The organism is Allobosea sp. BE125, from assembly GCF_031456075.1.
Classification (GTDB): domain Bacteria; phylum Pseudomonadota; class Alphaproteobacteria; order Rhizobiales; family Beijerinckiaceae; genus Allobosea.
In genome coordinates this window covers 55,817-80,521 of sequence record NZ_JAVDTY010000015.1, presented here as the reverse complement: position 1 = coordinate 80,521, position 24,705 = coordinate 55,817, and the positions used below count along the sequence as shown (strand labels likewise).

Sequence of the window (24,705 nt, the reverse complement as noted above, 5' to 3'; positions counted from 1 at the left end):
GGAAACTCTGATCAGCGCAGGGAAGCCCCATGGCCGATCCTAAGTCAGACAAGCCCTATCGGACCTCTCCTGGGAACCGGTTTGAAACTCGTCCCGCTCAAAACGTGCATTCCACGTCGGGCGCAGATCATCCCAAGGTCATGCAAACGGGGGAAGACATCCCCTACGACGTGAGCGACGCGCACGTCGTAGCTGGCGGCGCGAAGGGGAAACAACCGACCTCTTCGCGTTCCTGACCACGGCGCCGAATGCAGAAGTCGGCGCAGCCTCTTCCCAGGAAGCACGTCCGCCCCGCCTAGGGCGCAATTTCGCGGTGATCGAGCGACGGAAATTGGCCGGCCGGACCGCATCCGGCTTATCTCGGTCGGGAAGCCTAAATTCGGTTTCGAGCGTGTCGTAACGTGTCAGACCGGTTGCTTCGAACCAAAGTGTCCAAGGCCAAGGAATCTGATTTACCGCGCCGTGTTCCCCCTCAGGCGTCACCTCGGAGATCGCCCACAGATACAGCGATTTAGCTCGCTCTCGGTAGACAGGATCACCCGTCGATCGACGTGATATTCCAAGCGCGCCTCCCCAGCAGAACCCAGAGCAAGCCACGTTTTGGATTGCGACGAAAGCCGAGACGCGGAACTGCCATTCTCTATTGCCCCGGGCCAAAGGCGTTCAGCCATTCGCGCTCCGGCATGATCGGGCTGAGTTCGGCGCAATCTTGCATCAGCGATTTGGCCGAGTTCGGGCCGGCTAGGCGCTCGCGGACCTCGACTCACTCGTCATGGACACGCCTCTCCCAATATTCCAGTTGCCTGACCACGGAACAGGCACGGCCCCCAACCGTTCTCCAGCTGACCTATTCAGACGGGAGATTTCAGATGGGCATTTTCGACAGCATTAAGAAGGCGATTTTTGGCGAAGCCAAGGCCGGCACAGCCGGCGGGTCATCGACAGCGAGCGTTGGTTCGGCAACGGCGACCCAGCAGGTCGATGTCGCGCCGATCCTCGACAAGGCCGTCATGGATAGCGGGCAGACCCTCGCCTGGAAGACATCCATCGTCGACCTGCTGAAGGCTTTGAAGATCGACAGCAGCCTTACGGCTCGGAAGGAGCTTGCGCATGAGCTGGGCTATACCGGCAGCACCGACGATAGCGCCACGATGAACGTCTGGCTGCACAAGGCTGTCATCAAGAAGCTGTCCGAGAACGGCGGCAAAGTGCCGGCCGACCTGCTGGATTGATCGGCTACGAAAGTGCCGGGCCTGGCGACTGTGGTCGCCGGGCCTTTGCGTCACAACGGCCCCTGCCTGATTACAATCGATTGTTTCACAGACGGGTCGATGCGCAGCGGAACGGCTTTTGAATGCGCCGAGCGACGTTCGTTCTCCTGATGGCGCTTCTGCTTTCGTGCGGCCCCCATCCCTTGGCCTCATTGCTGTTCGTCTTGTGCTGCGGCTGGCATGTAACCCGGCACGCCCTACGACCGGACAATTTCCTTAGGTGGCCCACCTGAACTGAGGCCCCCAATCTGGCCGACTTCATCGGAGATGCTGCCGATCAGCTTCATTGCAGCTGGGCTCTTTGCCGCCATCCTCGTGAGGGCTTGAAGCTGCTTCACGTCATCGGATGCCAGCATCTCGCCACCGGCAGTAATTGCGTATCGGGTCGGTGGATGAGCAGCCCGGCCGCACGCTTTGTGATACCGCTATCGGAAGGAAGCGGAACCAAACCACCTGACCTGAATAATTGGAAACAGTCTCGGCTATGGAATCGCGAGCTAGTCATACGCTTGTCGGACTGTTCACGCTCGCGGCTCTGGCCGCGCTATTCGGGTTCGTCTACTGGTTCAATAACGGTAGCGGCGATAAAAAGGAGGCCGTCCGGCTCGTCTTCAACGACAAGGTATCGGGCCTTGGCCGCGGCTCCAGCGTGCTTTTCAACGGCTTGCGCGTCGGCGAGGTGACGCAAATCGACCTTCATCCTGACGATCCGCGCCAAATCTATGCCGTGATCAAGGTTGAGCGCTCGACGCCGCTCCGCGTCGATACCCGCGCGCGCATCGAGGCGCAGGGACTTGCCGGTGTCGTCGCCGTTCAGCTTCTTGGTGGCGATTCGAATTCACCGGTTTTGACCAAGCTGCCCGGTCAATCCTTCCCGACCATCATCGCCGAACCTTCAGAAAGCATACTGGAGACCGTGCGCACGGTCGCCAAGCGCGTCGACGAGGCGCTGGGCGGGATCGAGGAGACGGTCAAGGCAAATTCTGGCTCGATCGGCGACACAATCAAAAACGCGGAGAAATTCTCAGCGGCACTCGGCGACAATTCACGCTATGTCGAAAAGGTGATGCAGAGCATCGGCTCGGTTGCCGAGTTTATCGCCCCGTTCACGGAGAAGCTCGGCGCGTTCAGCGAGGAACTCACCGAGACCATCCGCTCGCTCGATCAAAAGAAAGTCGCCTTGGTTATCGACGACGTCGACAGATTTACCGGGGCGCTCGGAAGTGGCAATGTCAGAAAGGCATTGAAGGACGTGACGTCGATTGCCGAAAAGCTCAACAGGGCGGCCGATCAGGTGGAGGGCGTGCTGATTGGCGCGCAGTCGTTCCTGAATAAAGCCGCCGGTCAGGACGGTCGCAGCGCCTTCGACGATGTCAGCGAGGTTGCGAAGTCTCTCCGCGTGCTCGCCGACAATCTTGATAAGCGCACGGCGGAGATTACCGCTGAGATCAGCCGCTTCACTGGTGCCGGTCTGCGCAGCATCGAAACCTTGACAAGCGACGGCCGGCGATTGCTTACGGGCTTTGGTCGCACCTTGCAGGGTGTGGAACGGGATCCGCAGAGTTTAATTTTCGGCAGCAAGCCCCAACTTCCTAAATACAATGGATCCCGCTAGCCACGGCATGCTACCGCCAGTTGACAGCCGAGCTAATTGCCAATGACCAACCTGAAGGCATTTCAGGTGGAAGTGACGTCCAAACCGGACGTCGCTTCTCAGATATTCTTCGTTGCCGCTGAATCGGGGGTCAGCTTGGGCCGACCTGCGGAAACCGCATCTTGCCTACCGGCAGGACGACAGGCAGTCCTTCGCTGACCAGGATGCGCTCTTTCCTGCCGTCCGGCAGGACGCGCAGAACGCCCTCGGATTCATCGAGAAAATAGGCCGGGATGCCTGCTTCCCGCGCTTTCTCGACCGATTTGCACCGGAATTCCCTTAGTCTCTCGTGGAGCATTGTATCCCTCCGCCAAGTGACCCCTTTGAAGGAGAGATAGTCCGCCATTCGGCTTCCGCAAGCCGCGCGCTATCTCACGAATCGTTCATTTGGCGACCTCGGCGCGGCCTGCGCCTTAACCGCCACCGCTCGACTTCGATGCGAACCCCAGGTCACGTTCCAGACTTCACCGGACGACGAGGCCTCGCGCCCGGCCGCCAGTTGGCAGGCGGCATGAACATCCGGTTCCGGCAGGAGCCCGGCTCGCCAGAACGCAAACCCTTCGCTCGCTTTGGCAATGACGACCGAGCCGCGGGGCTTGGTTTGTCTCGGCGCCGAAATACCCAAGCGATTGTGGGCGCCCATAGGGGCCGATGTCGCGGCGTCCGTAGTCGATCGGCGGTCCGGCGCCGGGCATGCCGCCTCCATCCGAGTGCAATCGGAGATCGGGCACATTATCGGTGATCGAGGGCGGGCCAAGACCGCGCCGAGGACCGTCGGGCGTGAGCGGGCCGTTGCCTGGCGTCCCGACAAGCTGCGCATTGGCTGGCGGCGCGGCGAGCAGCGCCATCATGAGCGACAGCGCCAGTGCGGGCCTCAGCCTCATAACGTTTCGCTCCGCCCCGATAGTGTCGTCCTCATGCCGAGCCTCCCGTTTTTCATCCGTCTGTCAGAGCTTTCGGCGTTTCCCCCGCCCGGTCTTGCGCTTCCGTTTCGATGACCATCGCACCGCGTTTCAGCAGGTCGAAGGCGCAACGCATCAGCAAGTCGCTTGATCCGGCGCTCACGCGCTTTTCATCGCAGCGCCTCCTTTCAGCCGCCGGCGGGGGCTCGGCGAGGTTGACCCGGCGGCGATTTCCGCGAGCAATGGGCGCCTTGCCCGAATCTGAGCCGGACCATCTCCCATGACCTTGCACCAGCCCGCCACCTCTCCCGCGATCGATCCCGTGAAGCTCGACAAGCTCGCCGAAGTCGCCATCCGGGTCGGGCTCAACCTGCAGCCCGGCCAGGATCTGTTCCTGACGGCGCCGATCGCCGCGCTGCCATTGGTGCGCCGCATCGCCGAGCATGCCTACAAGGCGGGCGCCGGCCTGGTGACGCCGATCTTCTCCGATGAGGAGATCACGCTGGCGCGCTATCGTTTCGCGCCCGATGAGAGTTTTGACCGCGCCGCCGGCTGGCTCCATGAGGGCGTGGCAAAAGCTTTCGCCAACAATACGGCGCGGCTCGCCGTCGTCGGCGACAATCCGATGCTGCTCTCGGGCGAGGACGCAGCCAAGGTCGGGCGCGCCAGCAAGGCCAACTCCATTGCCTATCGTCCCGCCCTGGAGAAGATCACCGGCTTCGACATCAACTGGAACATCCTCGCTTTTCCCAGCGCTTCCTGGGCCAGGCAGGTCTTTCCCGACGACGCCGAGGAGATCGCGGTCGCCAAGCTAGCCGACGCCATCTTCGCGGCCTCGCGGGTCGATCTCGACGATCCGATCGCGGCCTGGACTGCCCATAACGCCGCGCTGCGCAGCCGCAGGGAATGGCTCAACGGCCAGCGCTTCCAGGCGCTTCGCTTCCGCGGCCCCGGCACGGATCTGACGGTTGGGCTGGCCGACGGCCATGAATGGCAGGGCGGTTCCTCCACCGCCAAGAACGGCGTCACCTGCAACGCCAACATCCCCACCGAAGAGGTCTTCACCACACCCCATGCCCGGCGTGTCCAGGGCCATGTCTCCAGCACCAAGCCCCTCTCCTATCAGGGCACGCTGATCGACAACATCTCGGTGCGCTTCGAGGATGGCCGCATCGTCGAGGCCAAGGCCACGCGCGGCGAGGAGGTCCTGAACAAGGTGCTCGACACCGATGACGGCTCGCGCCGCCTCGGCGAGGTCGCCCTGGTGCCGCATTCCTCGCCGATCTCGAAAAGCGGGCTTCTGTTCTTCAACACGCTCTTCGACGAGAACGCCGCCTGCCACATCGCGCTCGGCCAGTGCTATTCGAAATGCTTCATCGACGGCGCGAAGCTGACGCCGGAGCAGATCGCCGAGCAGGGCGGCAATAAGAGCTTCATCCATATCGACTGGATGATCGGCTCGGATCAGGTCGACATCGACGGCCTGCACGCCGACGGCACGGCCGTGCCGGTCTTCCGGAAAGGCGAGTGGGCGTAAGTCGCCCCGACCCGCTCGGGCTCTCAGCGCATCTGCAGCGGATCGACCGAGATGGCGCGCTTCAGCGCCCTCAACCCGAAGGTCGTCCGCGTCTGCCTGATGCCGGGCAGGCGGTAGAGCGTCTCGCGCAGGAAGCGCTCGTAATGGTCCGTGCCGCTGACCACCACCTTGACCAGAAAATCATAGTCGCCGGTGACGAGATAAGCCTCGATGACCTCGGGCGTCCGCGCCAGCGCCTCGCCGAACAGGTCGAGCACCTTGTCGTCGTGCTTGTCGAGCGTCACCTCGACGAAGACCGTGTTGCTGAGCCCGAGCGCGCCGTGGTTGAGCACCGCGACATAGTTCTCGATGACGCCACTCTCCTCGAGCCGTTTGACCCGCGTCCAGCAGGGCGAGGGCGAGAGCCCGACCTTCTCGGCCAGCGCCTGCGTGGTCAGGCGCCCGTCGGCCCGCAGCGCCGACAGAATCCGCCGGTCGATGGCGTCGAGATCGTCATGGCGTTTGGGTTTCGCAGTCATCGGGAATCCATTCTGTCAAAAGCGTAATTTGCAGAAGATCATTCCGCCAGAATGCCATGGCGCGGGTATTTACGGGAGGTTTCTTTTCCTGGGACGGGCTAGCCTTTTGTCCAAGGGAGAGAGCGGTGACGAAGCGCACGCAGAGGCGGATCGTGATCAAGGAGCCGGCCGGCAGCACTGCCGAAGCCGCGTTCCGTGCTGTTGTCTCACCCGTTCAGCCCATCCGGCCTGCCATGACGGCGCCACGCCGCTGCGTCGCGCCGGTCGCCGTGGACATCGGCCGTGAGCGGGCGTTTGATCTGCCCCGGGACCGGCGGCGAGGCGTGTTGCCCGCCCTTGCAGGAGTGCGGCCATGAGTCGGCAAACACCCAGTTCGCAAGCACCCTTGCATTTCCATGTGCCCGAGCCGGCGAGCCGGCCCGGCGGCAAGCCCGACTTCTCCAATGTCGTGATTCCGGAGGCGGGCTCGGTGCGCCGCCCGCCGGTCGATGTCGACCCCAAGGAGATCCGCGACCTCGCCTATTCGATCATCCGCGTGCTCGATCGCGACGGCCAGGCTGTCGGCCCCTGGGTTCCCGAGCTCGGCCATGACGCGTTGATCCGCGGCCTGCGCCATATGATGACGCTGCGCAGCTTCGACGCCCGCATGCAGATGGCCCAGCGCCAGGGCAAGACTTCCTTCTACATGCAGCACACCGGCGAGGAGGCCGTCAGCTGCGCCTTCCGCATCGCGCTCTCGCCCGGCGACATGAATTTCCCGACCTATCGCCAGGCCGGACTATTGATCGCTCACGACTACCCGCTCGTCGACATGATGTGCCAGATCTACTCGAATGAGCGCGACCCGCTGAAGGGCCGGCAATTGCCGGTGATGTATTCATCAAAAGAGCACGGCTTCTTCTCGATCTCGGGCAACCTCACCACCCAGTTCGTCCAGGCCGTCGGCTGGGCGATGGCCTCGGCCATCAAGGGCGACACCAGGATCGCGGCCGCCTGGGTCGGCGACGGTTCGACGGCGGAATCCGACTTCCACGCCGCGCTCGTCTTCGCCTCGACCTACAAGGCACCCATCGTCCTCAATGTCGTCAACAACCAGTGGGCGATCTCGACCTTCCAGGGCATCGCGCGCGGTGGCTCGGGCACCTTCGCGGCGCGGGGCCTCGGCTTCGGCATCCCGGCGCTGCGGGTCGACGGCAATGACTACCTCGCGGTCTACGCCGTCGCGCAATGGGCGGTCGAGCGGGCGCGGCGCAATCTCGGGCCGACGCTGGTCGAATACGTGACCTATCGCGCCGGCGCGCATTCGACCTCCGACGACCCGTCGGCCTATCGGCCAAAGCATGAATCGGATGGCTGGCCGCTGGGCGATCCGTTGATCCGCTTGAAGAACCATCTCATCGCAGCGGGAGCCTGGTCGGAGGAGCGCCACAAGCAGACCGAGGCCGAGATCCTGGAGACCGTCATCGCCGCGCAGAAGGAGGCCGAGAGCTTCGGCACCTTGCATTCCGGCTCGAAACCCTCGGCCCGCGACATGTTCGAGGATGTCTACGCCGAATTGCCGCCGCATCTGCGCCGGCAGCGCCAGCAGATCGGAATCTGACGCCATGGCCCGGATGACGATGATCGAGGCGATCCGTTCAGGCCTGGACGTCGCGATGGGGCGCGACGAGAATGTCGTGGTCTATGGCGAGGATGTCGGCTTCTTCGGCGGCGTCTTCCGCTGCACCCATGGCCTGCAGCAGAAATACGGCGTCAATCGCTGCTTCGACGCCCCGATCAGCGAGGCCGGCATCGTCGGCACCGCAATCGGCATGGCGGCCTATGGGCTGCGCCCCTGCGTCGAGATCCAGTTCGCCGACTACATGTATCCCGCCTATGACCAGATCGTCTCGGAAGCGGCCCGGCTGCGCTACCGCTCGGCCGGCGATTTCACCTGCCCGCTGGTCATCCGCATGCCCACGGGCGGCGGCATCTTCGGCGGGCAGACCCACAGCCAGAGCCCCGAAGCGCTCTTCACCCATGTCTCGGGCTTGAAGACCGTGGTGCCGTCCAACCCCTATGACGCCAAGGGCCTGCTGATCGCGGCGATCGAGGATCCCGACCCCGTGATCTTCCTCGAGCCGAAGCGGCTCTATAACGGCCCCTTCGATGGCCATCACGACCGGCCGGTGACGCCCTGGTCGAAGCATGATTTGGGCGAGGTGCCCGACGGGCATTTTTCCCTACCGCTCGGCAAGGCCGCGATCCGCCGCGAGGGCGCAGCCGTCACCATCGTGACCTATGGCACCATGGTCCATGTCGCGCTCGCCGCCGTCGAGGAGAGCGGCATCGATGCGGAGGTGATCGACCTGCGCACGCTGCTGCCGCTCGACCTCGACGCGATCCTGGCCTCGGTCCAGAAGACCGGCCGCTGCATCGTGCTGCATGAGGCGACGCTGACGTCGGGCTTCGGCGCGGAACTGACCGCGCTGGTGCAGGAGCACTGCTTCTACCATCTCGAAGCGCCGGTCATGCGCGTCACCGGCTGGGACACGCCCTATCCGCATGCGCAGGAATGGGATTACTTTCCCGGCCCGGCCCGCGTCGGGGCGGCCCTTCGCCAGATCATGGAGAGCCGCTGATGGCCGAGCGCATCATCAAGCTGCCCGATGTCGGCGAGGGCATCGCCGAGGCGGAACTGGTCGAATGGCACGTCAAAATCGGCGACATCATCCGGGAGGATGATCTGCTCGCCGCCGTGATGACCGACAAGGCGACGGTCGAGATCCCCTCCCCCGTCGATGGCGAGGTCACCTGGATCGGCGCCGAAATCGGCGACACCGTCGCGATCGGCTCGGCCCTGGTGAAGCTCAAGGTCGCGGGCTCAGCCGGCGCGGAAGACCCCGCAGCCGAGCCCGAAGCGCCCAAGCCCGCGTCTAAGCCGGCAGCTGCGGCCGAAGCCTCGGCAGCGAAAGCCGAAGCGCCCAAAGCCGAAGCGCAAAAACCCGCGCCGACCGTCGAGCCACCCAAGGCAATGACGGTGCCCAAGCCCACACGCGGCGTGGTCCAGGCGACCGCTCAAAACCCGGCACCGCGCCGCGCACCGGGTGAAAAGCCGCTCGCTTCGCCGGCCGTACGCTTGAAAGCGCGCGAGGCCGGCATCGATCTGCGCCAGCTCTCCGGCACAGGCCCCGCCGGGCGCATCCTGCATGAAGACCTCGACGCCTTCCTGCTGCGCGGCCCCGACGCCGAGCGCGCGCCTGGCTTGTCCCAGAAGAGTGCCGTCACCGACATCAAGGTGGTGGGCCTCCGGCGCAAGATCGCCGAGAAGATGGCGCTGTCGAAATCGCGCATCCCGCACATCACCATCGTCGAGGAAATCAACGTCACCCCGCTCGAGGATCTGCGCGCGACGTTGAACAAGAAGCCTGCGCCCGAACGCCCGAAGCTGACCTTGCTGCCCTTCCTGATGCGGGCGATGGTGAAGGCGATCTCGGAGCAGCCGAACCTCAACGCGCTCTATGACGACGATGCCGGCATCATCCACCAGCATGCCGGCATCCATATCGGCATCGCGACGCAGACGCCGACAGGGCTGATGGTGCCGGTGGTCAAGCATGCCGAGGCGCGCGACATCTGGGGCTGCGGCATCGAACTCAACCGCATCGCCGAGCGGGCGCGCGACGGCACCGCGACGCGCGACGAGCTCACCGGCTCGACCATCACCATCACCTCGCTCGGGGCGCTCGGCGGCATAGCGACGACCCCGGTGATCAACTATCCCGAAGTCGCGATCGTCGGCGTCAACAAGATGATGATCCGGCCGGTCTGGGACGGCACCACCTTCGTGCCGCGCAAGATGATGAACCTGTCGTCGAGCTTCGACCACCGCGTCATCGACGGCTGGGACGCCGCCGTCTTCGTGCAGCGCCTCAAGGAGCTGCTGGAGAATCCGGCAACGCTGTTCATCGATGTCTGAAGCCGGAAACGCATCATGACCGAGATCGGGCTATGACAGAAATCACGTGCAAGCTGCTCGTCATCGGCGCCGGTCCCGGCGGCTATGTCTGCGCCATCCGCGCCGGCCAGCTCGGCCTCGACACCGTCATCGTCGAGAGCACCAAGCTCGGCGGCAGCTGTCTCAATGTCGGCTGCATTCCGTCCAAGGCGATGATCCATGTCGCCGAGGAATTCGAGAAGGCAGCCCATGCCGCCGCCGGCAAGACGCCCTTCGGCCTGACGGCCTCGGCGCCCAAGCTCGACCTGAAGCAGGCCGTGGCCTGGAAGGACGGCATCGTCCAACGCCTCAACAACGGCGTCGCCGCGCTGCTGCGCAAGTCCAAGGTCAAGATCGTCCATGGCCGCGCCCGCTTCCGCGATGGCAAGACCGTCATCGTCGAGACCGAAACCGGGCCGCGGACGATCAAGGCCGAGACGATCGTGATCGCGACGGGCTCGGCTCCAGTCGAGCTGCCCTTCCTGCCCTTCGGCGGCAACGTCATCTCCTCGACCGGCGCGCTGGCGCTGACCGAGGTTCCCAAGCGCCTCGCCGTGGTCGGCGGCGGCTATATCGGGCTGGAACTCGGCACCGCCTTCGCCAAGCTCGGTGCGAAGGTCACGGTCGTCGAGGCTCAGGCAAGCATCCTGCCGCTTTATGACGCCGAACTGACCGCTCCCGTCGCGAAGCATCTCGCCAGTCTCGGCGTCGAGGTCCTGCTCGGCGCGAAAGCCAGGGGCATGACGCCAAAGGGCGACGGGCTGCTCATCGAAACCGCCGCAGGTGAAGAGAAGCGCATCGAAGCCGACAAGGTCCTCGTCACGGTCGGCCGGATCCCGGTCACCAACGGGCTCGGCCTCGAGGAACTCGTGCTCGACATGGATGGCCGCTTCATCCGCATCGGCGAGCGCTGCGAGACCTCGATGCGCGGCATCCATGCCATCGGCGACGTCACCGGCGAGCCGATGCTGGCGCATCGCGCCATGGCCCAGGGCGAGATGGTGGCCGAGATCGCCGCCGGTCTCCCGCGCGCCTGGGATAAGCGCTGCATTCCGGCGGTCTGCTTCACCGATCCCGAGATCGTCTCGGTCGGGCTCTCGCCGGAGGAGGCCGGCAAGACTGGGCTCGAGATCAAGACCGGGAAATTCCCTTTCGCGGCCAATGGCCGGGCCATGACCCGCCATGGTGAGCAGGGTTTTGTCCGCATCGTCGCGCAGGCGCAGACGCAGCTCGTGCTTGGCATCCAGGCGGTCGGCCAGGGCGTCTCGGAACTGTCTTCGACCTTCGGCCTCGCCATCGAGATGGGCGCCACGCTGGAGGACATCGCCGGCACGATCCACGCCCATCCGACGCTTGGCGAAGCCGTGCAGGAGGCGGCCCTGATGGCGCTGGGCCACGCCATTCACATTTGAGAGCGGGCTCGCGCTCTCGAGCATTTTCGAGCGAAGTGGACACCGGTTCGCGTGAAGAAAATGCGATAAAACAAGGAGGTAGACCATGTCCGCGATTCGGAGAAACGCGGAAATGCTCTAAAACCGCGCCATGCGCCGGTCGATCGCGTCCTGCAGATGATACCAGCCGCTGACGATCGGCAGGAACCAGGGCGTGCCGTTGTAGAGCGGCACCACCGGGAAAGCCGGATCATCGAAGGCGCAGGCCCGGTTCTGCCGGCCCAGCAGCTTCAGCGCCGATTGATGGCCGAGATAGCTCATCAGCGCGACGCCATTGCCGTTGCATCCGATGGCGAAATCGACACCGTCGCGGCGGCCCATATGGGCGATCTTGTCGGCGGTCATGCCGACCTTGCCACTCCAGCAATGCGTGACCTTGTAATCGGCGAGCTGCGGCCAGACCTTCAGCATCATCGCATGGAGCCTAGGCGCGGCCTCGCGCTCCGCCATGCTGAACATGCCCGGCCGGCTGCCGAAGAGGATGCGCGTGCCGTCCGGCGAGGGGCGGCTATAGATCAACTCGCGCTTGCTGTCGGTGATCATGCGCCGGCCGGGATTGATCTCGTCCATCAGTCCGGGCGGCAACGGCTCGGTCGCGATCTGGTAGCTGCGCACCGGCACGATGCGGCGTTGCAGATAGGGTTGCGCCTTGTCGGTGTAGCCATTCGTACCGAAAAAGACGTTGCGGGCGCGGATCATGCCGCGACCGGTCTCGACCATATGGAAACCGCCCTCCGCCGGGCCGACCTTCAGCACCGGCGCGTGCGAACGCAGGGTCGCGCCATTGGCGGCGGCGAGGTGGCGCAGCGCGCGGTGGTATTTCGCCGGATGAAGCCCGCCATAGTCGTCGATGACGATGCCGCCATGGTAGAAATCCGTTGCGGTGATCTCGTGCTGACGGGCCCTAGGGATGTCGTGGACGGTCACGCCGGTGTGTTTCGCCAGGAGTTCGCCCTGCCTGCGCAGGCGATCGTAATGGCTGGGCACATGCGCACCGAAATAGCGTCCGAGCACGGCGAGATCGGCATCGAGCCCCTGCTCGCGGATCAATGTCTTGAGATGATCGTAGGAGGCTAGCGAATCCTCCAGCAGCCGCTCCATTCGGGCCGCGTCGACGCCCTTGATCGCGCCGCCGATGACGAGCTTCTGGCCGCTGGAGACCATGCCGCCGGAGCGGGTCGAGGCACCCGCCCCAAGCTCCTCGGCATCGACCACGGTCACGTCGACGCCGTTGCGCGCGAGCTCGGCTGCGGCCGAAAGCCCGCAATAACCGGAGCCGACGACAAGCACGTCCGTCCGCGTCGGCAGGGGATCGCGCGCCGCCTCGGGCGGAGCCGCATCCCACCAATAGGGATCGGTGGTGAAGTTCGGCGCCAGCACGCTGGTCTGGTCAGGCATGGTTCGCCTCCCCGAAGGATCTGATGTTGGACAGGAAGGCGCGCGTGCGCTCATGCCGTGGATTGGCGAAGAATTCGGCGGGCGGCCCCTGCTCGACGATGCGGCCATCGGCCATGAAGACGACGCGGTCGGCGACCTCGCGGGCAAAGCCCATCTCATGGGTGACGACGACCATGGTGGTGCCCTCGCGGGCGAGATCGCGCATCACGTCGAGCACGCTGGTGATGGTCTCGGGGTCGAGCGCCGAGGTCGGCTCGTCGAACAGGATCGCCTTGGGCTGCATGGCGAGCGCCCTGACGATGGCGATGCGCTGCTGCTGCCCACCGGAGAGCGCGGATGGATAGTCGTCAGCCTTGTGGGCGAGGCCGACGCAAGCGAGCAGCTTGCGCGCCTCCTCCTCAGCGACCGCGCGCGACACTTTGCGACGACGTTGCGGCGTCAGCGTCATGTTGCGCATCACGGTGAGGTGCGGAAACAGCGCATAGTCCTGGAAAACCATGCCGATCTGTGTGCGCAACGCCTGCCAGGCGCCCTCATTGTGAATGTCGATCGCACGGCCGGCGACCGTCAGCGAGCCCTCATCGGGCCGCACCAGCCCGTTGATGCAGCGGATCAGCGTGCTCTTGCCCGAGCCGCTCGGACCGATCAGCACGACGACGCTGCCGGCCGCGACATCGAGATCGATACCCTGCAGCGCGGCATGGGAGCCGAAACGCTTGCCGATGCCTTTCAGCGAGATCAGCGGGCTGGCATGGCTCATGAGGCGAGCTGGCGCATGTCGCGCTTCAGGGCCTCGCGCGCCTGCTGCAAGCGGCTGCGCTTGCCGGCGAGATCGGCGCGGCGCGTCTCCAGCCGCGCCTGGGCCGCCTCGACCGAACGCGCGACGGCCTCGGGCGCCGGACCGCCCGGCAGGGTGCGGGCCGCGACGCTTGCGGTCGGGTCGAGACTGACGCGCACGAGCTCCGGCGACAGGCCGAGCGGCCGGCCGAGCTGGTCGCGGGCCGCGTCATCGACCATTTCAGTCGTAATCCCGTCAGCCGCGAGCCCGCGATCCATCGCCGCGCGCACGACCGCGCCGACGATGTGATGCGCCTCGCGGAAGGAGAGATCGGCGTCGCGCACCAGCACATCGGCAAGGTCCGTCGCCGAGGCGAAATCCTCGGTGACGCGGCGCTTCATCAGGGCGGCATTGGGCCGGCCGGTGGCGATGATCAGGTCGAACAGGGCAAGGCAGCGCAGAGCTTCCTCGCCCGCCTCCCAGACGCCGCGCATGCCCTCGCGGTTGCCGTCGATGGTGTTGGTGAAATGCGTGCCCTTCACCGCCGTGGCGGAGGCGACATAGAGCCCGAGCAGATGGCCTGCCTTGCCCTTGAGGTGCTCCAGCACGACCGGGTTCTTCTTCTGCGGCATGATGCTGGAGGTACCGGTGACGCGATCGGGGAACTCGATCGTCTGGAACTCATGCGAGACCAGCACATGATAGTCCTGCGCGACGCGGCTCCAGCCGATCGCGATCTGCGAGAGGTCGGCCAGGATCTCGAGACCGAAATCGCGGGTCGCCACCGCATCGAGCGTGTTCTCGATCAGCCCTTCGAAACCGAGCGTGGCGGCGACCGCATGCCGGTCGATGGCGAAGGTCGTGCCGGCAAGCGCGCCAGCGCCGAGCGGGCTGATATTGGTGCGCGCCCAGGCATCGGCGAGCCGGCCGAAATCGCGCTCGAAGGATTGCGCCACGCCGGCGAGGTAGAAGCCATAGGTCACGGGCTGGGCCGGCTGCAGATGGGTGTAGCCCGGCATCACCGCATCGCGGAAGCGGAAGGCGCCGTCGAGCGCATGCTCCTCGACCTGGAGCAGCGCCTGCCCGGCGTCGAGCAGGAGATCGCGGGCGCGCAGCCGGTCGAGCGCGGCGGTGAGGTCGTTGCGGCTGCGGGCGATATGCATGCGCCCGCCCGCATCCGTGCCGATCAGCTTGATCAGATGGGCTTCGTAGTTGAAGTAGGAATCCTCGCGCTGCGGATCGAGCTCGACGACCTCGGGCCCCTCCTCCTCCATGCGCAGCAGGCCGGCCGCCAGCGCCTTGGCGGCATCAGGCGAGATCAGCCCGCAGCGCGCCAGCATCAGCACATGGGCCTGGTTGAGATCGGTCATGTAGCCGAAGACGGCGCGGAAATCGCGGGCGAGGCGCGGCCCGTAGATATGGTCGCAGACTTCCTGCGCGACCGTCTCGGTCAAGCGGCGGCTGACTTTCGATTCCATGGCGATATCCTCGGGCGTTGTCTTGTTGTGCGGCAGGTGTCGTCTTGCTGTGCGGAAAAAGTCAGGGCAGCTGCGTCAGCGGCTTGACGAGCAGCGGACCCGCCGAGACGGGCCTGCGCTGATCGTTCTTCAACCGGCGTTCGAGCCAGCGGCCGAACCAGGTCAGCGCGGAGCAGATGACGAAATAGATCAGCAGCACCGCGCCATAGACGGTGAAGGCCGGGTTCCAGCCCTCCATCATCGTGGTGCGCTCGACGATGATCTGGCCGACCTTGAAGAACTCGCTGACGCCGACGAGGGCGCCGAGCGAGGTCGCCTGCACGAGCAAAGTCAGCAGGCCGACGAAGGGCGGCAGGATCGAGCGCAGCGCCTGCGGGCCGGTGATGAAGAGATAGACCTCCCAGGGCTTCAGCCCGAGCGCGGCTGCACTCTGCCACTGATGCCTGGGCACCGAGGCGAAGCCGGCGCGCACGATCTCGGTGCCGTTGGCGCTGCCCCAGAGCGAGAGGCCGACAGTGACGGCCGCGAAAGGCGACAGCTCCATGCCGAACAGCGGCGCGACGAAGAAGACGAAGAAGATGTTCACGATCAAAGGGATGTCGCGGAACAATTCAACATAGGCCTTGACCAGCCAGCGCAGCCAACGGAAGCGCAGGGTCGCCAGGATGCCCAGGATGAAGGCGATCACGGTCGAGATCAGCAGCGTCGCCAGCGCCAGCGCCAGCGTCATGCCGATGCCCTGGAGGATGAAGGGCAGGTTCTTGAAAAGGAGTGTCATGGCCCTCTCCTCAAACCCGGAACGGCTTGTTCAGCCGGTTCTCGAGGCGGTTGGCGAAGACGGAAAGCACCAGGACGAGCGCGAGATAGATCACGCAGATCGCGACGAACATCTCGATCGTGCGGAAATCCATCGAGATCCGGTCGATCGCGACATAGGTCAGCTCGGCCAGGCCGATCGCCTGGAGATAGGACGAGTTCTTCAACAGCGAGATCGAGGTGTTGAGCATCGAGGGCAGGCCGACCCGGATCGCCATCGGCGCCGCGATCAGGCGGAAGAAGCGCCAGGGCGTGAGGCCCAGCGAGAAGGCTGCCTCGCGCAGGCCTTTCGCAACCGTCTCAAGCCCGCCGCGGATGTTCTCGACCTGATAGGCGCCGGCCCAGAGCGTCAGGCTCAGCACGCCCGACCAGAACAGCGAGAGCTTGAGGCCGATCGACGGCAGCCCGTAGAAGATAAAGAAGAGCTGGGCGAGCAGCGGCGTGTTGCGGATGAATTCGACATAACCGATGACGAGCTTGTCCAGCACCGGCAGCTTCAGCACCCGGACTGCCGCGCCCATCAATCCGATGGCGATCGAGAGCACGATGGAGATCGCGCTGACCTGCACGGTCAGCCACAGGCCGCGCATCAGCGCCGGCCCTTGCGCCATCAGATAGGCAAGGTCGAATTCCATCTTGCGGATATCCCCTGCGCGACAAAGCGAAGGCCGGAAGAAAAGGCCGGAGCGGCGTCGCCGCCCCGGCGATCGCGGCCTAGATCACGTCGCATTCGGACGTTGCCGTCCGAATGCGACGTGATCGATTCTAAAAGTTGAGAGCATTGCTCACGCGAAAAACCGGTACCCACTTTTTCGCGCAATGCTCTAACGCGCGGTCGGCTTCGGCTTCTCGAAGGCCTCGGTGTAGAAGGGCCGGATATCGGCCGGGATCCACTTGTCGACCCATTTCGCGTAGAGGCCCTCGGCCTTCATGCGGTCGAGCGACGCATCGACATAGGCAAGCCATTCCGCCTCGTTCTTGCGCACGCCGACGGCGGCATCGGAAATCGCGAAGGGCTCCCCGACGAGGCGCAGGGTCGGGTCCTTCGCCGCGATCACGATCAGCGTTGCGGCGTCATGGGTATAGGCGTCGCCGCGCCCCTGCTTCAGCGACTGCAACGCGTCTGAAGCCGTGTTGAGCCTGAGGTTGTCGACCTTCGGCATGTTGTCCTCGAACCATTTCGCCTGGGTCGAGCCCTTCAGCATGATCACGATCTTGCCGGCGACATCGTCGAGCTTCTTGATCGGGCTGTCCTTGGCGACCAGCATGTCGCTGCCACCCCAGCGATAGGGCTTCGAGAAATCGATGACGCGGGCGCGCTCGGGCGTGACGCCGAGCGTTGCGATCAGCAGATCGACCTTCTTGCCGGAAAGCTGCGGGATACGGTTCTCCGCGGTCACGCAGGTCAATTCGATCTTGTCGGGCGAGCCGAAGGCCCAGGCGGCGATCTGGATCGCCATGTCGGTCTCGACGCCGGCGAACTTGCCCGTCTCGTCCTTGTAGCCATAGGGCGGCTGGTCGCAGCGCACGCCGGCCTTGAGAAGGCCTGCGGCCTTGATCGCCGCGGGCAGCGGCGGCAGGGTCTGCGCGCTCGCGAGCCCCGCGGACAAGGCGGTCGCGGCAAGCGCCGCGAGCGTCGAAAGCACCGGCAGGCGCCTGCCGTGAGACTGCGTCCGGCTCTGAAATTGTGTCCAAGTCTGAAACTGCGTCATGGTCATCCGTTATCCCTCTGATCGGGCCATTTGGCCTGTTGTTGATTCCGTTCCGACTGAGCCCGGCCCGCCGCGCCATCCGCATCGCGGAGGCCCGCCTCTTCATCCGCCATCTCAGTCAAATCCCTGAAGCCCGATCCGGTCAGGATCAGCACGGCGTGGCGCCCGCCAAGCGAGCCATCCCGCGCCAGTTCGACGAGCGCAGCGAGAGCCGCCGCCGCCGACAGCTCGGCGTGGAAGCCGATTGCGCTAAGTCTTGCGCCAGCCGCGCACGCGGCATCGTCGCCGACCGGGACAGCGCAGCCGCTGCTGCCCCGCAAGGCCTGGACGGCCTGCCAGGTGACGGTGCTGCCGGCGATCGAGAATTGCGCGGTCGCGCCGGCAAAGTCGCCGCGATAATCCTCACCCGCCATCACGCGCGAAAGCCGCGGGAAGGGCTCGGCCGCCACCAGCCTCGGCATGCCGCGCCCGATCTCCGCGAAGCCGAGCGACAGGCCCGACAAAAGATCGCCGCGCGAGCAGGGCACGACGACGAGATCGGGCATGGCGGAGGCGGCGATCTCGGCGGCGACCGTCTTGTATCCCTCGATCCCGAACGGGTCGGTTCCAACAGCCGGCAGATGATAATTGGTCGCGGCGAACGCCCCTTCCGCCACGCGGATGGCGAGATGGCGCCAGCGCTCCAGGCTGTCGGCGAAGGTCACGATGCCGGCGCCATGGGCGTTGATCGCCCGGCGATAGGAGGCCGGCAAATCATCCGTCGCCGCGATCTCGGCGGCGAGGCCGGCGCGCGCCGCGTAAGCCGCCACCGACAAGCCGCCATTGCCGCTGGACGCGGCGACGACCAGCCGCGCGCCGCGATCCTGCGCCCGCGCCAGCAATTGCGCGCTCATCCGGTCCTTGTGCGAGCCGGTCGGGTTGCACCATTCGAGCTTCAGCGACAGCCGGCCGATGCCGACAGCCGCGGCAAGCTCCGGGACCTCGACCAAGGGTGTTCCGCCCTCGCCCAGTGAAAGCGCCTCGGGAAATGGCAGCGCGATCTTTGTCGCCTGCGCCTCTCCATCCCGCGCATAGACCAGGCGCAGATTGGAGGCATGGCCGTCGCGCGCGCAGCGTGGACAACCGCCCTCATGCGTCGCGACCGGCAAAACCAGATCGCAGCGCAGACAGGCGAGGCCGGTCAAACGCGGATTGCGGACTGGGGCCAAGGCTTGGGCTGAGGGCATGACCATGGGTAAAAAGTATTGAGGTCCCTCCCCATCTGGTCAAATCTCATTTTCTCGGGTTGCTATTCATTTTTGATATGGGGTTTTGCATGAATCTGAGGCAAGTCGAGGCTTTCCGCCTCATCATGCTGCGCGGCTCGATGACGGCGGCCGCGCAGGAGCTGCACACCTCACAGCCCAGCATCAGCCGTTTGATCGCCGAACTCGAAGCCTCGATCGAGTTGCGGCTGTTCGAACGCAAAGCCGGCCGCCTGACGCCGACCGACGAGGGGCTGACCTTCTATCGCGAGGTCGAGCGCAGCTTCCTCGGCCTGGAAAACCTGGCGCAAGCCGCCAAGGACATCCGCTTCTTCGGCACCGGGCGCCTGCGTATCGCGGCCATGCCGGCGGTGGCGCTGGGCTTCGTGCCGCGCTGCATCCGCATCTTCAAGGAGCGTTATCCGAATGTGACGATCTCGCTGCAGATGCGCAGCGAAGCGACGGTGACGCGCTGGTCGTCCTCGCATTATTGCGACATCGGCTTCGTCGCCAATATCGTCGGTTCGCCCTCGATCGAGGTCCGCCATCTCTACAGTCTGCCGGGCTATTGCGCGCTGCCGCCGGGACATAGGCTGGCGAGCCGCGAGGTCATCGTCCCCGAGGATCTGGAGGGAGAATCCTTCATCTCGCTGGCGCTGGAGGACGGCGCCCGGGCGCGCGTCGACCGCGTCTTCGAGCGGCTGGGCGTCAAGCGCCAGCTCGCGCTGGAATCGCCCTTCGGGGCGACGATCTGCGCGCTTGTCGGGCAGGGCCTCGGTATCGGCATCGTCAACCCGATCGTCGCCGACGATTATCGGCATACGGGGATCACATTCCGCCCGTTCAAGCCCGCGATCGTTTTCGAGGGCAATGCGCTGTTTCCGACGCATCACGAAGCCAATGTCCTCGTCGACGGCTTCCTGCAGATCGTCCGCGACGAGTTGCGGCAATACGAACCGGCGGAATGACCAACGCGCGGCATGGCGCAGAGCGTACCAGATCAGGAGGCGGGTGAATTCGAGGGCGGCAGGCTCGCAAAACCGGCATCGGCATCGCGCGCGAGCTCGGCGATCGCCGCGCGGACCTTGTCGGCGAGTTCCAGCGCCAGCGCCGAGCGCAAGCGCCCGGTCGCCCAGACCACGCCGATATCGTATTTCAACGCCGGCGCGAAAGGGCGCACGACGATACCGCGCCCATCGTACTCGGCCGCGGTGAACGGATCGACGATCGAGAGCCCAGCGCCAGCCGCCACCAGCGAACACGCGATCATCGACAGAGGCGTCTCGACCCGCGTCAAACGGGTCACACCCGCGCTCGCGAATATCGCGTCGATCCGGTAGCGCGTCTGTGTGGATTGTTCGAGCGAGACGAAAGGCTCGTCGACGAAGTCCAGCGGCCCCAGCACAGCCTTCGCCGCCAGCCTGTGCCCCGCCGGAATGACCGCCACGCTCTGCACCAGCGGCAGCCATTCGACGTCGATATTGGGGAAGTCGAGCGGCCCCTGTGCGAAGCCGACATCGCAGAAACCGCTCGCGACCCACTCGACAACCTGCGACGAAATGCTGCCGTAGATAGCGAGCTCGATCTCGGACTTTTCCTTGAGGAAAGCGCCGACGATATGCTGCAGGAATCCGACATTGAAGGTCGGCAGCGCCGCGATCCGCAGCCGCCCGGAGCGGCCTTCGCGCAGATTCTTCGCCGCACTCTCGATGCGCTCCAGGCCGACGAACTGGCGCTCGACCTCGCGATAAAGCGAAAGCGCCTCATTGGTCGGGACCAGGCGCGTGCCGCGCCGCTCGAACAGGCGCAGGCCAAGCGCATATTGCAGATCATGGATCAGTCGCGTCACCGCCGGCTGAGTGATGTGCAGCGCGCGCGACGCCGCGGTCACGCCGCCGGTGACGATCACGGTGCGGAAAGCCTCGATCTGGCGCGGATTTAGCATGTGGTGACCTTGCTCTCCGCAAACCATAACATTTCGGCATGGATTGAACGAATCATTCGATTTGACCAAGTCGAAACTGTCGCAGACCCTCCCGCCATCACTCAAAAAATGAGGAGGGGTCTATGAAATTCGCTTGGGTAGGACTGTTGATGACCACGACGGCGCTCGGCACGGCCGGAGCGGCCATGGCGCAGCAGAAGACGTTGTTCGTCGCCGGCTATGGCGGCTCCTATGAGCAGACGATGCGCAAGGAGGTCATTCCGGCCTTCGAGAAGCAGGCCAACGTCAAGATCGAATACGTCGCCGGCAACTCCACGGACACGCTGGCCAAGCTGCAGGCCCAGAAGGGCAACCAGCAGATCGACGTCGCCATCGTCGATGACGGCCCGGCCTATCAGGCTGTGGCGCTCGGCTTTTGCGGCACGCTGACCGACGGCCCCGTCTACAAGGACGTCGCGCCGGTGATGAAGTTCAAGTCGAACAAGGGCGTGGGGCTCGGCCTCGTCGGCACTGGCCTGTTCTACAACAAGAAGGTCTTCGACGAGAACAAGTGGCCGGCTCCGACCTCCTGGAACGACCTCAAGGCCAAGACCTACGGCAAGAAGATCGTGGTCCCGCCGATCAACAACACCTACGGCCTGCACGCCCTCATCGCCTTCGCGCAGCTCGGCGGCGGCGGCGAGAGCAATATCGAGTCCGGCTTCAAGGCCTTCAAGGACGAGATCAACCCCAACATCGTCGCCTATGAGCCTTCGCCGGCGAAGATGACCGAACTCTTCCAGAACGGGCAGGCTGTGCTCGGCGTCTGGGGTTCGGGCCGCGTCAAGGCCTTCGCCGACACCGGCTTCCCCGTCGAGTTCGTCTATCCCAAGGAAGGCGGCTATGCGCTCGGCGTTGCCGCCTGCCCGATCGACGGCTCCAAGAACGCAGCCGAGGCCAATGCGTTCATCCAGTTCATGCTCTCGCCGCCGATCCAGAAGGTGATGGCGACCGGAGCCGGCTTCGGCCCGGCCAACACCACGGTGACGCTGACGACCGAGGAGCAGAAGGGCCTGCCCTATGGCGAGGACGTGAAGAAGCTCAAGGCGGTCGACTGGGACATCGCCAACGCCAAGCGCGAGGAATGGACCAAGCGCTGGAACCGCGAGGTTGAGCGGTAAGCCATAAAGCCGTCATTCTCGGGCGCCGCGCGCAGCGGCGACCCGAGAATCTCGTGACCTGGGCATTCGCCCAAACCGCATGAGATGCTCGGGGCAAGCCCGACCATGACGCCCGCGCTCAAGCAAAAGCGATTCAAAACACATGTCGCATCTCGTTCTCGAAGGGCTGGGCAAGTCCTACGGCAGCGCCGTCGCCGTCGAAGGGCTCGACCTTTCGGTCGAGCGTGGAGAGTTCGTCTCGCTGCTCGGCCCCTCCGGCTGCGGCAAGACCACGACCTTGCAGATGATCGCCGGCTTCGTGCCCGTCGACCGGGGCCGCATCCTGCTCGATGGCAGCGATCTCGTCGCCGTGCCGCCCAATAAGCGTGGGTTGGGCATCGTCTTCCAGAGCTATGCGCTGTTCCCGCATATGACAGTGGCTGAGAATATCGCCTTCGGGCTCGAGATGCGCGGGATCGGCAAGGCCGAGCGCGAGACGCGCACGCTGGAGGCGATGGCGCTGGTCGGGCTGAAGGGCTTCGCCGAGCGCTATCCGAGGCGCATGTCGGGCGGGCAGCAGCAGCGCGTCGCGCTTGCCCGCGCTCTGGTGATCAAGCCGGCCCTGCTCCTGCTCGACGAGCCCCTCTCCAATCTCGACGCCAAGCTGCGCGAGGAGATGCAGAGCGAGTTGCGCCAGATCCAGCGCTCGATCGGTACGACGACGATCCTCGTCACCCATGACCAGCACGAGGCGATGGCGCTGTCGGACCGGATCGTGCTGATGAACCAGGGCCGCGTCGAGCAGATCGGAGCGCCCGACGCCGTCTATGGCAAGCCCGCCAGCGCCTTCGTTGCAAGCTTCCTCGGCAAGACCAACGTACTGCGCGGCACGGGCGATGGCAGCGGTGCGGTCAGCATCGGCGCCTTCTCCCTGCCGATCGCAGGCGCGGGCCCAGGCCCAGTCCAGCTCGCGGTCCGGCCGGAGCGACTCAGCCTGGCTGCGGCAGGTACGCCAGGCTTCGAGGCGCGCGTGACGAGCCGCGTCTTCCAGGGCGCGCATTGGCTGCTGACGGCCGACAGCGCCGCCGGCCCGCTCATCCTGATGCGCCATAATGACGGCCACCCCGTCCCGGCCGAGGGCGAGGCCGTGAGGCTGAGCTTCGCAGCGGCGGACGCCGCGCTGCTTGCGACGGGGGATGCGCGATGAGTCGCGCCCTCTCGCAACGCGCCACACCCTATTGGCTGACGGGACCGGCCCTGCTCGTCTTCCTCGGCCTGGTCGTCATTCCGCTAGTGATGACCGTGCTGCTCTCCTTCTACGATTGGGGCCAGTACAAGGGCATCGTGCCGGAGTTCACGCTGAAGAACTTCCACGAGATCTTCACCGATTCCTATTTCTTCGAGATCTTCCTGCGCACCTTCCGGATTGCCGTGCTGGTGACACTGTTTTGCATGCTGATCGGCGTGCCGGAGGCCTATATCCTCAACCGCATGTCGCCCGCCTGGCGCGGCATTTGCCTGCTCGCCATCATCGGGCCGCTCCTGGTCTCGGTCGTGGCGCGCACGCTCGGCTGGGCGCTGCTCTTGGGCTCGACCGGCCTCGTCAACCAGGGACTGATTGCGGCGGGGCTGATCCGCGCTCCACTCGAATTCATGTTCACCGAAACGGGCGTGGTCGTGGCGTTGATCCATGTCCTCATCCCTTTCATGATCCTCGCCGTCTGGGCCTCGCTGCAGCGGCTCGACCCGCAGATCGAGAACGCCGCGCTCTCGCTCGGAGCAAACAGGCTGACGATCTGGCGTCGCGTGATCCTGCCGCAGATCGTGCCCGGCATGCTGTCTGGCGGCATCATCGTCTTCGCGCTGGCGGCAAGCGCCTTCGCCTCGCCCGCGATCATTGGCGGAAGGCGACTCAAGGTCGCCTCCACGCTCGCCTATGACGAGTTCCTGAACACGCTGAACTGGCCGCTCGGCGCGGCCGTCGCCGTGCTGCTGCTCGCAGCCCTCGTCGCCATCACCGTCGGCTCCAACCGGCTGATCGAACGCCGCTACGCACAGGTGTTCGAATGAGACGCAATGGCCCGCTCGCGCTCTGCTTCCACGCGCTCTTCGTCATCTTCATGCTGGCGCCGCTGCTGATCGTCTGCGTCGTCGCCTTCACGCCGGAGGGCTATCTCTCGCTGCCGACGCGCGGCCCGAGCCTGCGCTGGTTCAAGGCGATCTTCGACTATCCCGAATTCATCCGCGCCTTCCGCGACTCGCTCTGGCTCGCGGCCCTGTCCTCGACGGTCGCGATCATGCTCGCCGTGCCCGCCGCGCTCGCCATCGCTCGCCACCGCTTTCCCGGGCGCGAGGCTCTGACCACGCTGTTCATGTCGCCCTTGATGGTGCCCCATGTCGTGCTCGGCATCGCCTTCCTGCGCTTCTTCACGCAGATCGGGCTGTCCGGCACCTTCCTCGGCCTGGTGCTGAGCCACATCATCGTGGTGCTGCCCTTCGCGCTCCGGCTCGTGCTGGCCGCCTCCTACGGCATCGACCAGCGCATCGAGCATGCGGCGATCTCGCTCGGCGCCGGCCATGCCACGGTGTTCCGTCGGGTGACGCTGCCCTTGATCCTGCCCGGCGTGGTCTCGGGCTGGCTGCTGGCTGCGATCAACTCCTTCGACGAGGTGACGATGACCGTCTTCATCGCCTCGCCCGCGACCGTGACCTTGCCGGTCCGGATGTTCCTCTACATCCAGGACAATATCGATCCTCTCATCGCAGCCGTCTCGACCTGCCTGATTGCCCTTACCGCCGGTCTCCTGATCGCGCTGGACCGGCTTTTCGGGCTCGACCGGCTGTTCGTCGGAACCGGAAAAGGCTGAAGCAGCGTGTCGTCCAAGA

General features: G+C 65.1%; 22 protein-coding genes. 12 read left to right on the top strand and 10 right to left on the bottom strand.

What is annotated here, in order from left to right; translation table 11 throughout:
* Positions 1–869 precede the first annotated feature (869 nt).
* A complete protein-coding gene (locus J2Y55_RS26740; RefSeq protein WP_310159521.1) occupies positions 870–1,232 on the top strand; it encodes a DUF3597 domain-containing protein in 363 nt (120 codons plus the stop codon).
* Positions 1,233–1,755: 523 nt separating this feature from the next.
* Positions 1,756–2,886, top strand: coding sequence for an MlaD family protein (locus J2Y55_RS26735; protein WP_310159520.1), 1,131 nt, complete (start codon positions 1,756–1,758; stop codon positions 2,884–2,886).
* Between the two features lie 130 nt (positions 2,887–3,016).
* On the opposite strand, the gene J2Y55_RS26730 is transcribed toward J2Y55_RS26735, so the two are convergent.
* Positions 3,017–3,271 (bottom strand): hypothetical protein, encoded by a 255-nt coding sequence (locus J2Y55_RS26730; RefSeq protein ID WP_310159518.1) that lies wholly within the window; start codon positions 3,269–3,271, stop codon positions 3,017–3,019.
* An 836-nt stretch (positions 3,272–4,107) separates the two neighbouring features.
* On the opposite strand from J2Y55_RS26730, the gene J2Y55_RS26725 reads away from it, so the two are divergent.
* Positions 4,108–5,364 carry an aminopeptidase gene (locus J2Y55_RS26725; RefSeq protein WP_310159516.1) on the top strand — a complete coding sequence of 419 codons (1,257 nt, stop codon included), beginning with the start codon at positions 4,108–4,110 and terminating at the stop codon, positions 5,362–5,364.
* Between the two features lie 23 nt (positions 5,365–5,387).
* Here J2Y55_RS26725 and J2Y55_RS26720 read toward each other — a convergent pair whose 3' ends face one another.
* Positions 5,388–5,882, bottom strand: coding sequence for an Lrp/AsnC family transcriptional regulator (locus tag J2Y55_RS26720; protein ID WP_310159514.1), 495 nt, complete (start codon positions 5,880–5,882; stop codon positions 5,388–5,390).
* 352 nt (positions 5,883–6,234) lie between these two features.
* Here J2Y55_RS26720 and J2Y55_RS26715 point away from each other — a divergent pair, with 352 nt between their 5' ends.
* The 4 genes from J2Y55_RS26715 to lpdA are packed head-to-tail and all read left to right on the top strand — an operon-like array spanning position 6,235 to position 11,270.
* The gene (locus J2Y55_RS26715; RefSeq protein ID WP_310159513.1) at positions 6,235–7,482 is read left to right on the top strand and encodes a 3-methyl-2-oxobutanoate dehydrogenase (2-methylpropanoyl-transferring) subunit alpha; all 1,248 of its coding nucleotides are present in this window, start codon (positions 6,235–6,237) and stop codon (positions 7,480–7,482) included.
* A gap of 4 nt (positions 7,483–7,486) precedes the next feature.
* Positions 7,487–8,503: an alpha-ketoacid dehydrogenase subunit beta gene (locus J2Y55_RS26710; protein WP_310159511.1), complete on the top strand. Its 1,017-nt coding sequence runs from the start codon at positions 7,487–7,489 to the stop codon at positions 8,501–8,503.
* Positions 8,503–9,840 carry a dihydrolipoamide acetyltransferase family protein gene (locus tag J2Y55_RS26705; protein ID WP_310159509.1) on the top strand — a complete coding sequence of 446 codons (1,338 nt, stop codon included), beginning with the start codon at positions 8,503–8,505 and terminating at the stop codon, positions 9,838–9,840. Before J2Y55_RS26710 ends, J2Y55_RS26705 begins: the two co-directional genes overlap by 1 nt.
* Before the next feature lie 32 nt (positions 9,841–9,872).
* Positions 9,873–11,270, top strand: a complete 1,398-nt coding sequence (gene lpdA / locus J2Y55_RS26700; protein ID WP_310159507.1) for a dihydrolipoyl dehydrogenase — start codon at positions 9,873–9,875, stop codon at positions 11,268–11,270.
* 117 nt (positions 11,271–11,387) lie between these two features.
* On the opposite strand, the gene J2Y55_RS26695 is transcribed toward lpdA, so the two are convergent.
* The 7 genes from J2Y55_RS26695 to J2Y55_RS26665 form a co-directional block, all read right to left on the bottom strand.
* Entirely contained in the window at positions 11,388–12,707 is a 1,320-nt protein-coding gene (locus J2Y55_RS26695) for an NAD(P)/FAD-dependent oxidoreductase (RefSeq protein WP_310159505.1), read from the bottom strand.
* The gene (locus J2Y55_RS26690) at positions 12,700–13,467 is read right to left on the bottom strand and encodes an amino acid ABC transporter ATP-binding protein (RefSeq protein WP_310159503.1); all 768 of its coding nucleotides are present in this window, start codon (positions 13,465–13,467) and stop codon (positions 12,700–12,702) included. The genes J2Y55_RS26695 and J2Y55_RS26690 overlap by 8 nt, the downstream gene beginning before the upstream one ends.
* Complete coding sequence (gene argH, locus J2Y55_RS26685; RefSeq protein WP_310159502.1) at positions 13,464–14,963, bottom strand: argininosuccinate lyase; 1,500 nt, start codon at positions 14,961–14,963, stop codon at positions 13,464–13,466. Before argH ends, J2Y55_RS26690 begins: the two co-directional genes overlap by 4 nt.
* Positions 14,964–15,024: 61 nt before the next feature.
* Positions 15,025–15,741, bottom strand: a complete 717-nt coding sequence (locus J2Y55_RS26680) for an amino acid ABC transporter permease (RefSeq protein ID WP_310159499.1) — start codon at positions 15,739–15,741, stop codon at positions 15,025–15,027.
* Positions 15,742–15,751: 10 nt separating this feature from the next.
* Positions 15,752–16,414 carry an amino acid ABC transporter permease gene (locus tag J2Y55_RS26675; RefSeq protein WP_310159495.1) on the bottom strand — a complete coding sequence of 221 codons (663 nt, stop codon included), beginning with the start codon at positions 16,412–16,414 and terminating at the stop codon, positions 15,752–15,754.
* 189 nt (positions 16,415–16,603) lie between these two features.
* Entirely contained in the window at positions 16,604–17,425 is an 822-nt protein-coding gene (locus tag J2Y55_RS26670) for a transporter substrate-binding domain-containing protein (RefSeq protein WP_310159492.1), read from the bottom strand.
* 68 nt (positions 17,426–17,493) lie between these two features.
* Positions 17,494–18,723, bottom strand: a complete 1,230-nt coding sequence (locus tag J2Y55_RS26665; protein WP_310159489.1) for a PLP-dependent lyase/thiolase — start codon at positions 18,721–18,723, stop codon at positions 17,494–17,496.
* 83 nt (positions 18,724–18,806) lie between these two features.
* Here J2Y55_RS26665 and J2Y55_RS26660 point away from each other — a divergent pair, with 83 nt between their 5' ends.
* A complete protein-coding gene (locus tag J2Y55_RS26660; protein WP_310159486.1) occupies positions 18,807–19,703 on the top strand; it encodes a LysR substrate-binding domain-containing protein in 897 nt (298 codons plus the stop codon).
* A gap of 32 nt (positions 19,704–19,735) precedes the next feature.
* Here J2Y55_RS26660 and J2Y55_RS26655 read toward each other — a convergent pair whose 3' ends face one another.
* A complete protein-coding gene (locus tag J2Y55_RS26655; protein WP_310159483.1) occupies positions 19,736–20,680 on the bottom strand; it encodes a LysR substrate-binding domain-containing protein in 945 nt (314 codons plus the stop codon).
* Between the two features lie 122 nt (positions 20,681–20,802).
* Between J2Y55_RS26655 and J2Y55_RS26650 the strand changes: the two genes are divergently transcribed.
* The 4 genes from J2Y55_RS26650 to J2Y55_RS26635 all read left to right on the top strand — a co-directional run bounded on the left by J2Y55_RS26650 (position 20,803) and on the right by J2Y55_RS26635 (position 24,686).
* On the top strand, positions 20,803–21,840 hold the full coding sequence (locus J2Y55_RS26650) for an ABC transporter substrate-binding protein (protein WP_404979047.1): 1,038 nt from the start codon (positions 20,803–20,805) through the stop codon (positions 21,838–21,840).
* Positions 21,841–21,982: 142 nt separating this feature from the next.
* Positions 21,983–23,026 (top strand): ABC transporter ATP-binding protein, encoded by a 1,044-nt coding sequence (locus tag J2Y55_RS26645; RefSeq protein ID WP_310159480.1) that lies wholly within the window; start codon positions 21,983–21,985, stop codon positions 23,024–23,026.
* Positions 23,023–23,889 (top strand): ABC transporter permease, encoded by an 867-nt coding sequence (locus tag J2Y55_RS26640; RefSeq protein ID WP_310159477.1) that lies wholly within the window; start codon positions 23,023–23,025, stop codon positions 23,887–23,889. The genes J2Y55_RS26645 and J2Y55_RS26640 overlap by 4 nt, the downstream gene beginning before the upstream one ends.
* The gene (locus J2Y55_RS26635) at positions 23,886–24,686 is read left to right on the top strand and encodes an ABC transporter permease (RefSeq protein WP_310159473.1); all 801 of its coding nucleotides are present in this window, start codon (positions 23,886–23,888) and stop codon (positions 24,684–24,686) included. Before J2Y55_RS26640 ends, J2Y55_RS26635 begins: the two co-directional genes overlap by 4 nt.
* Positions 24,687–24,705: the final 19 nt, after the last annotated feature.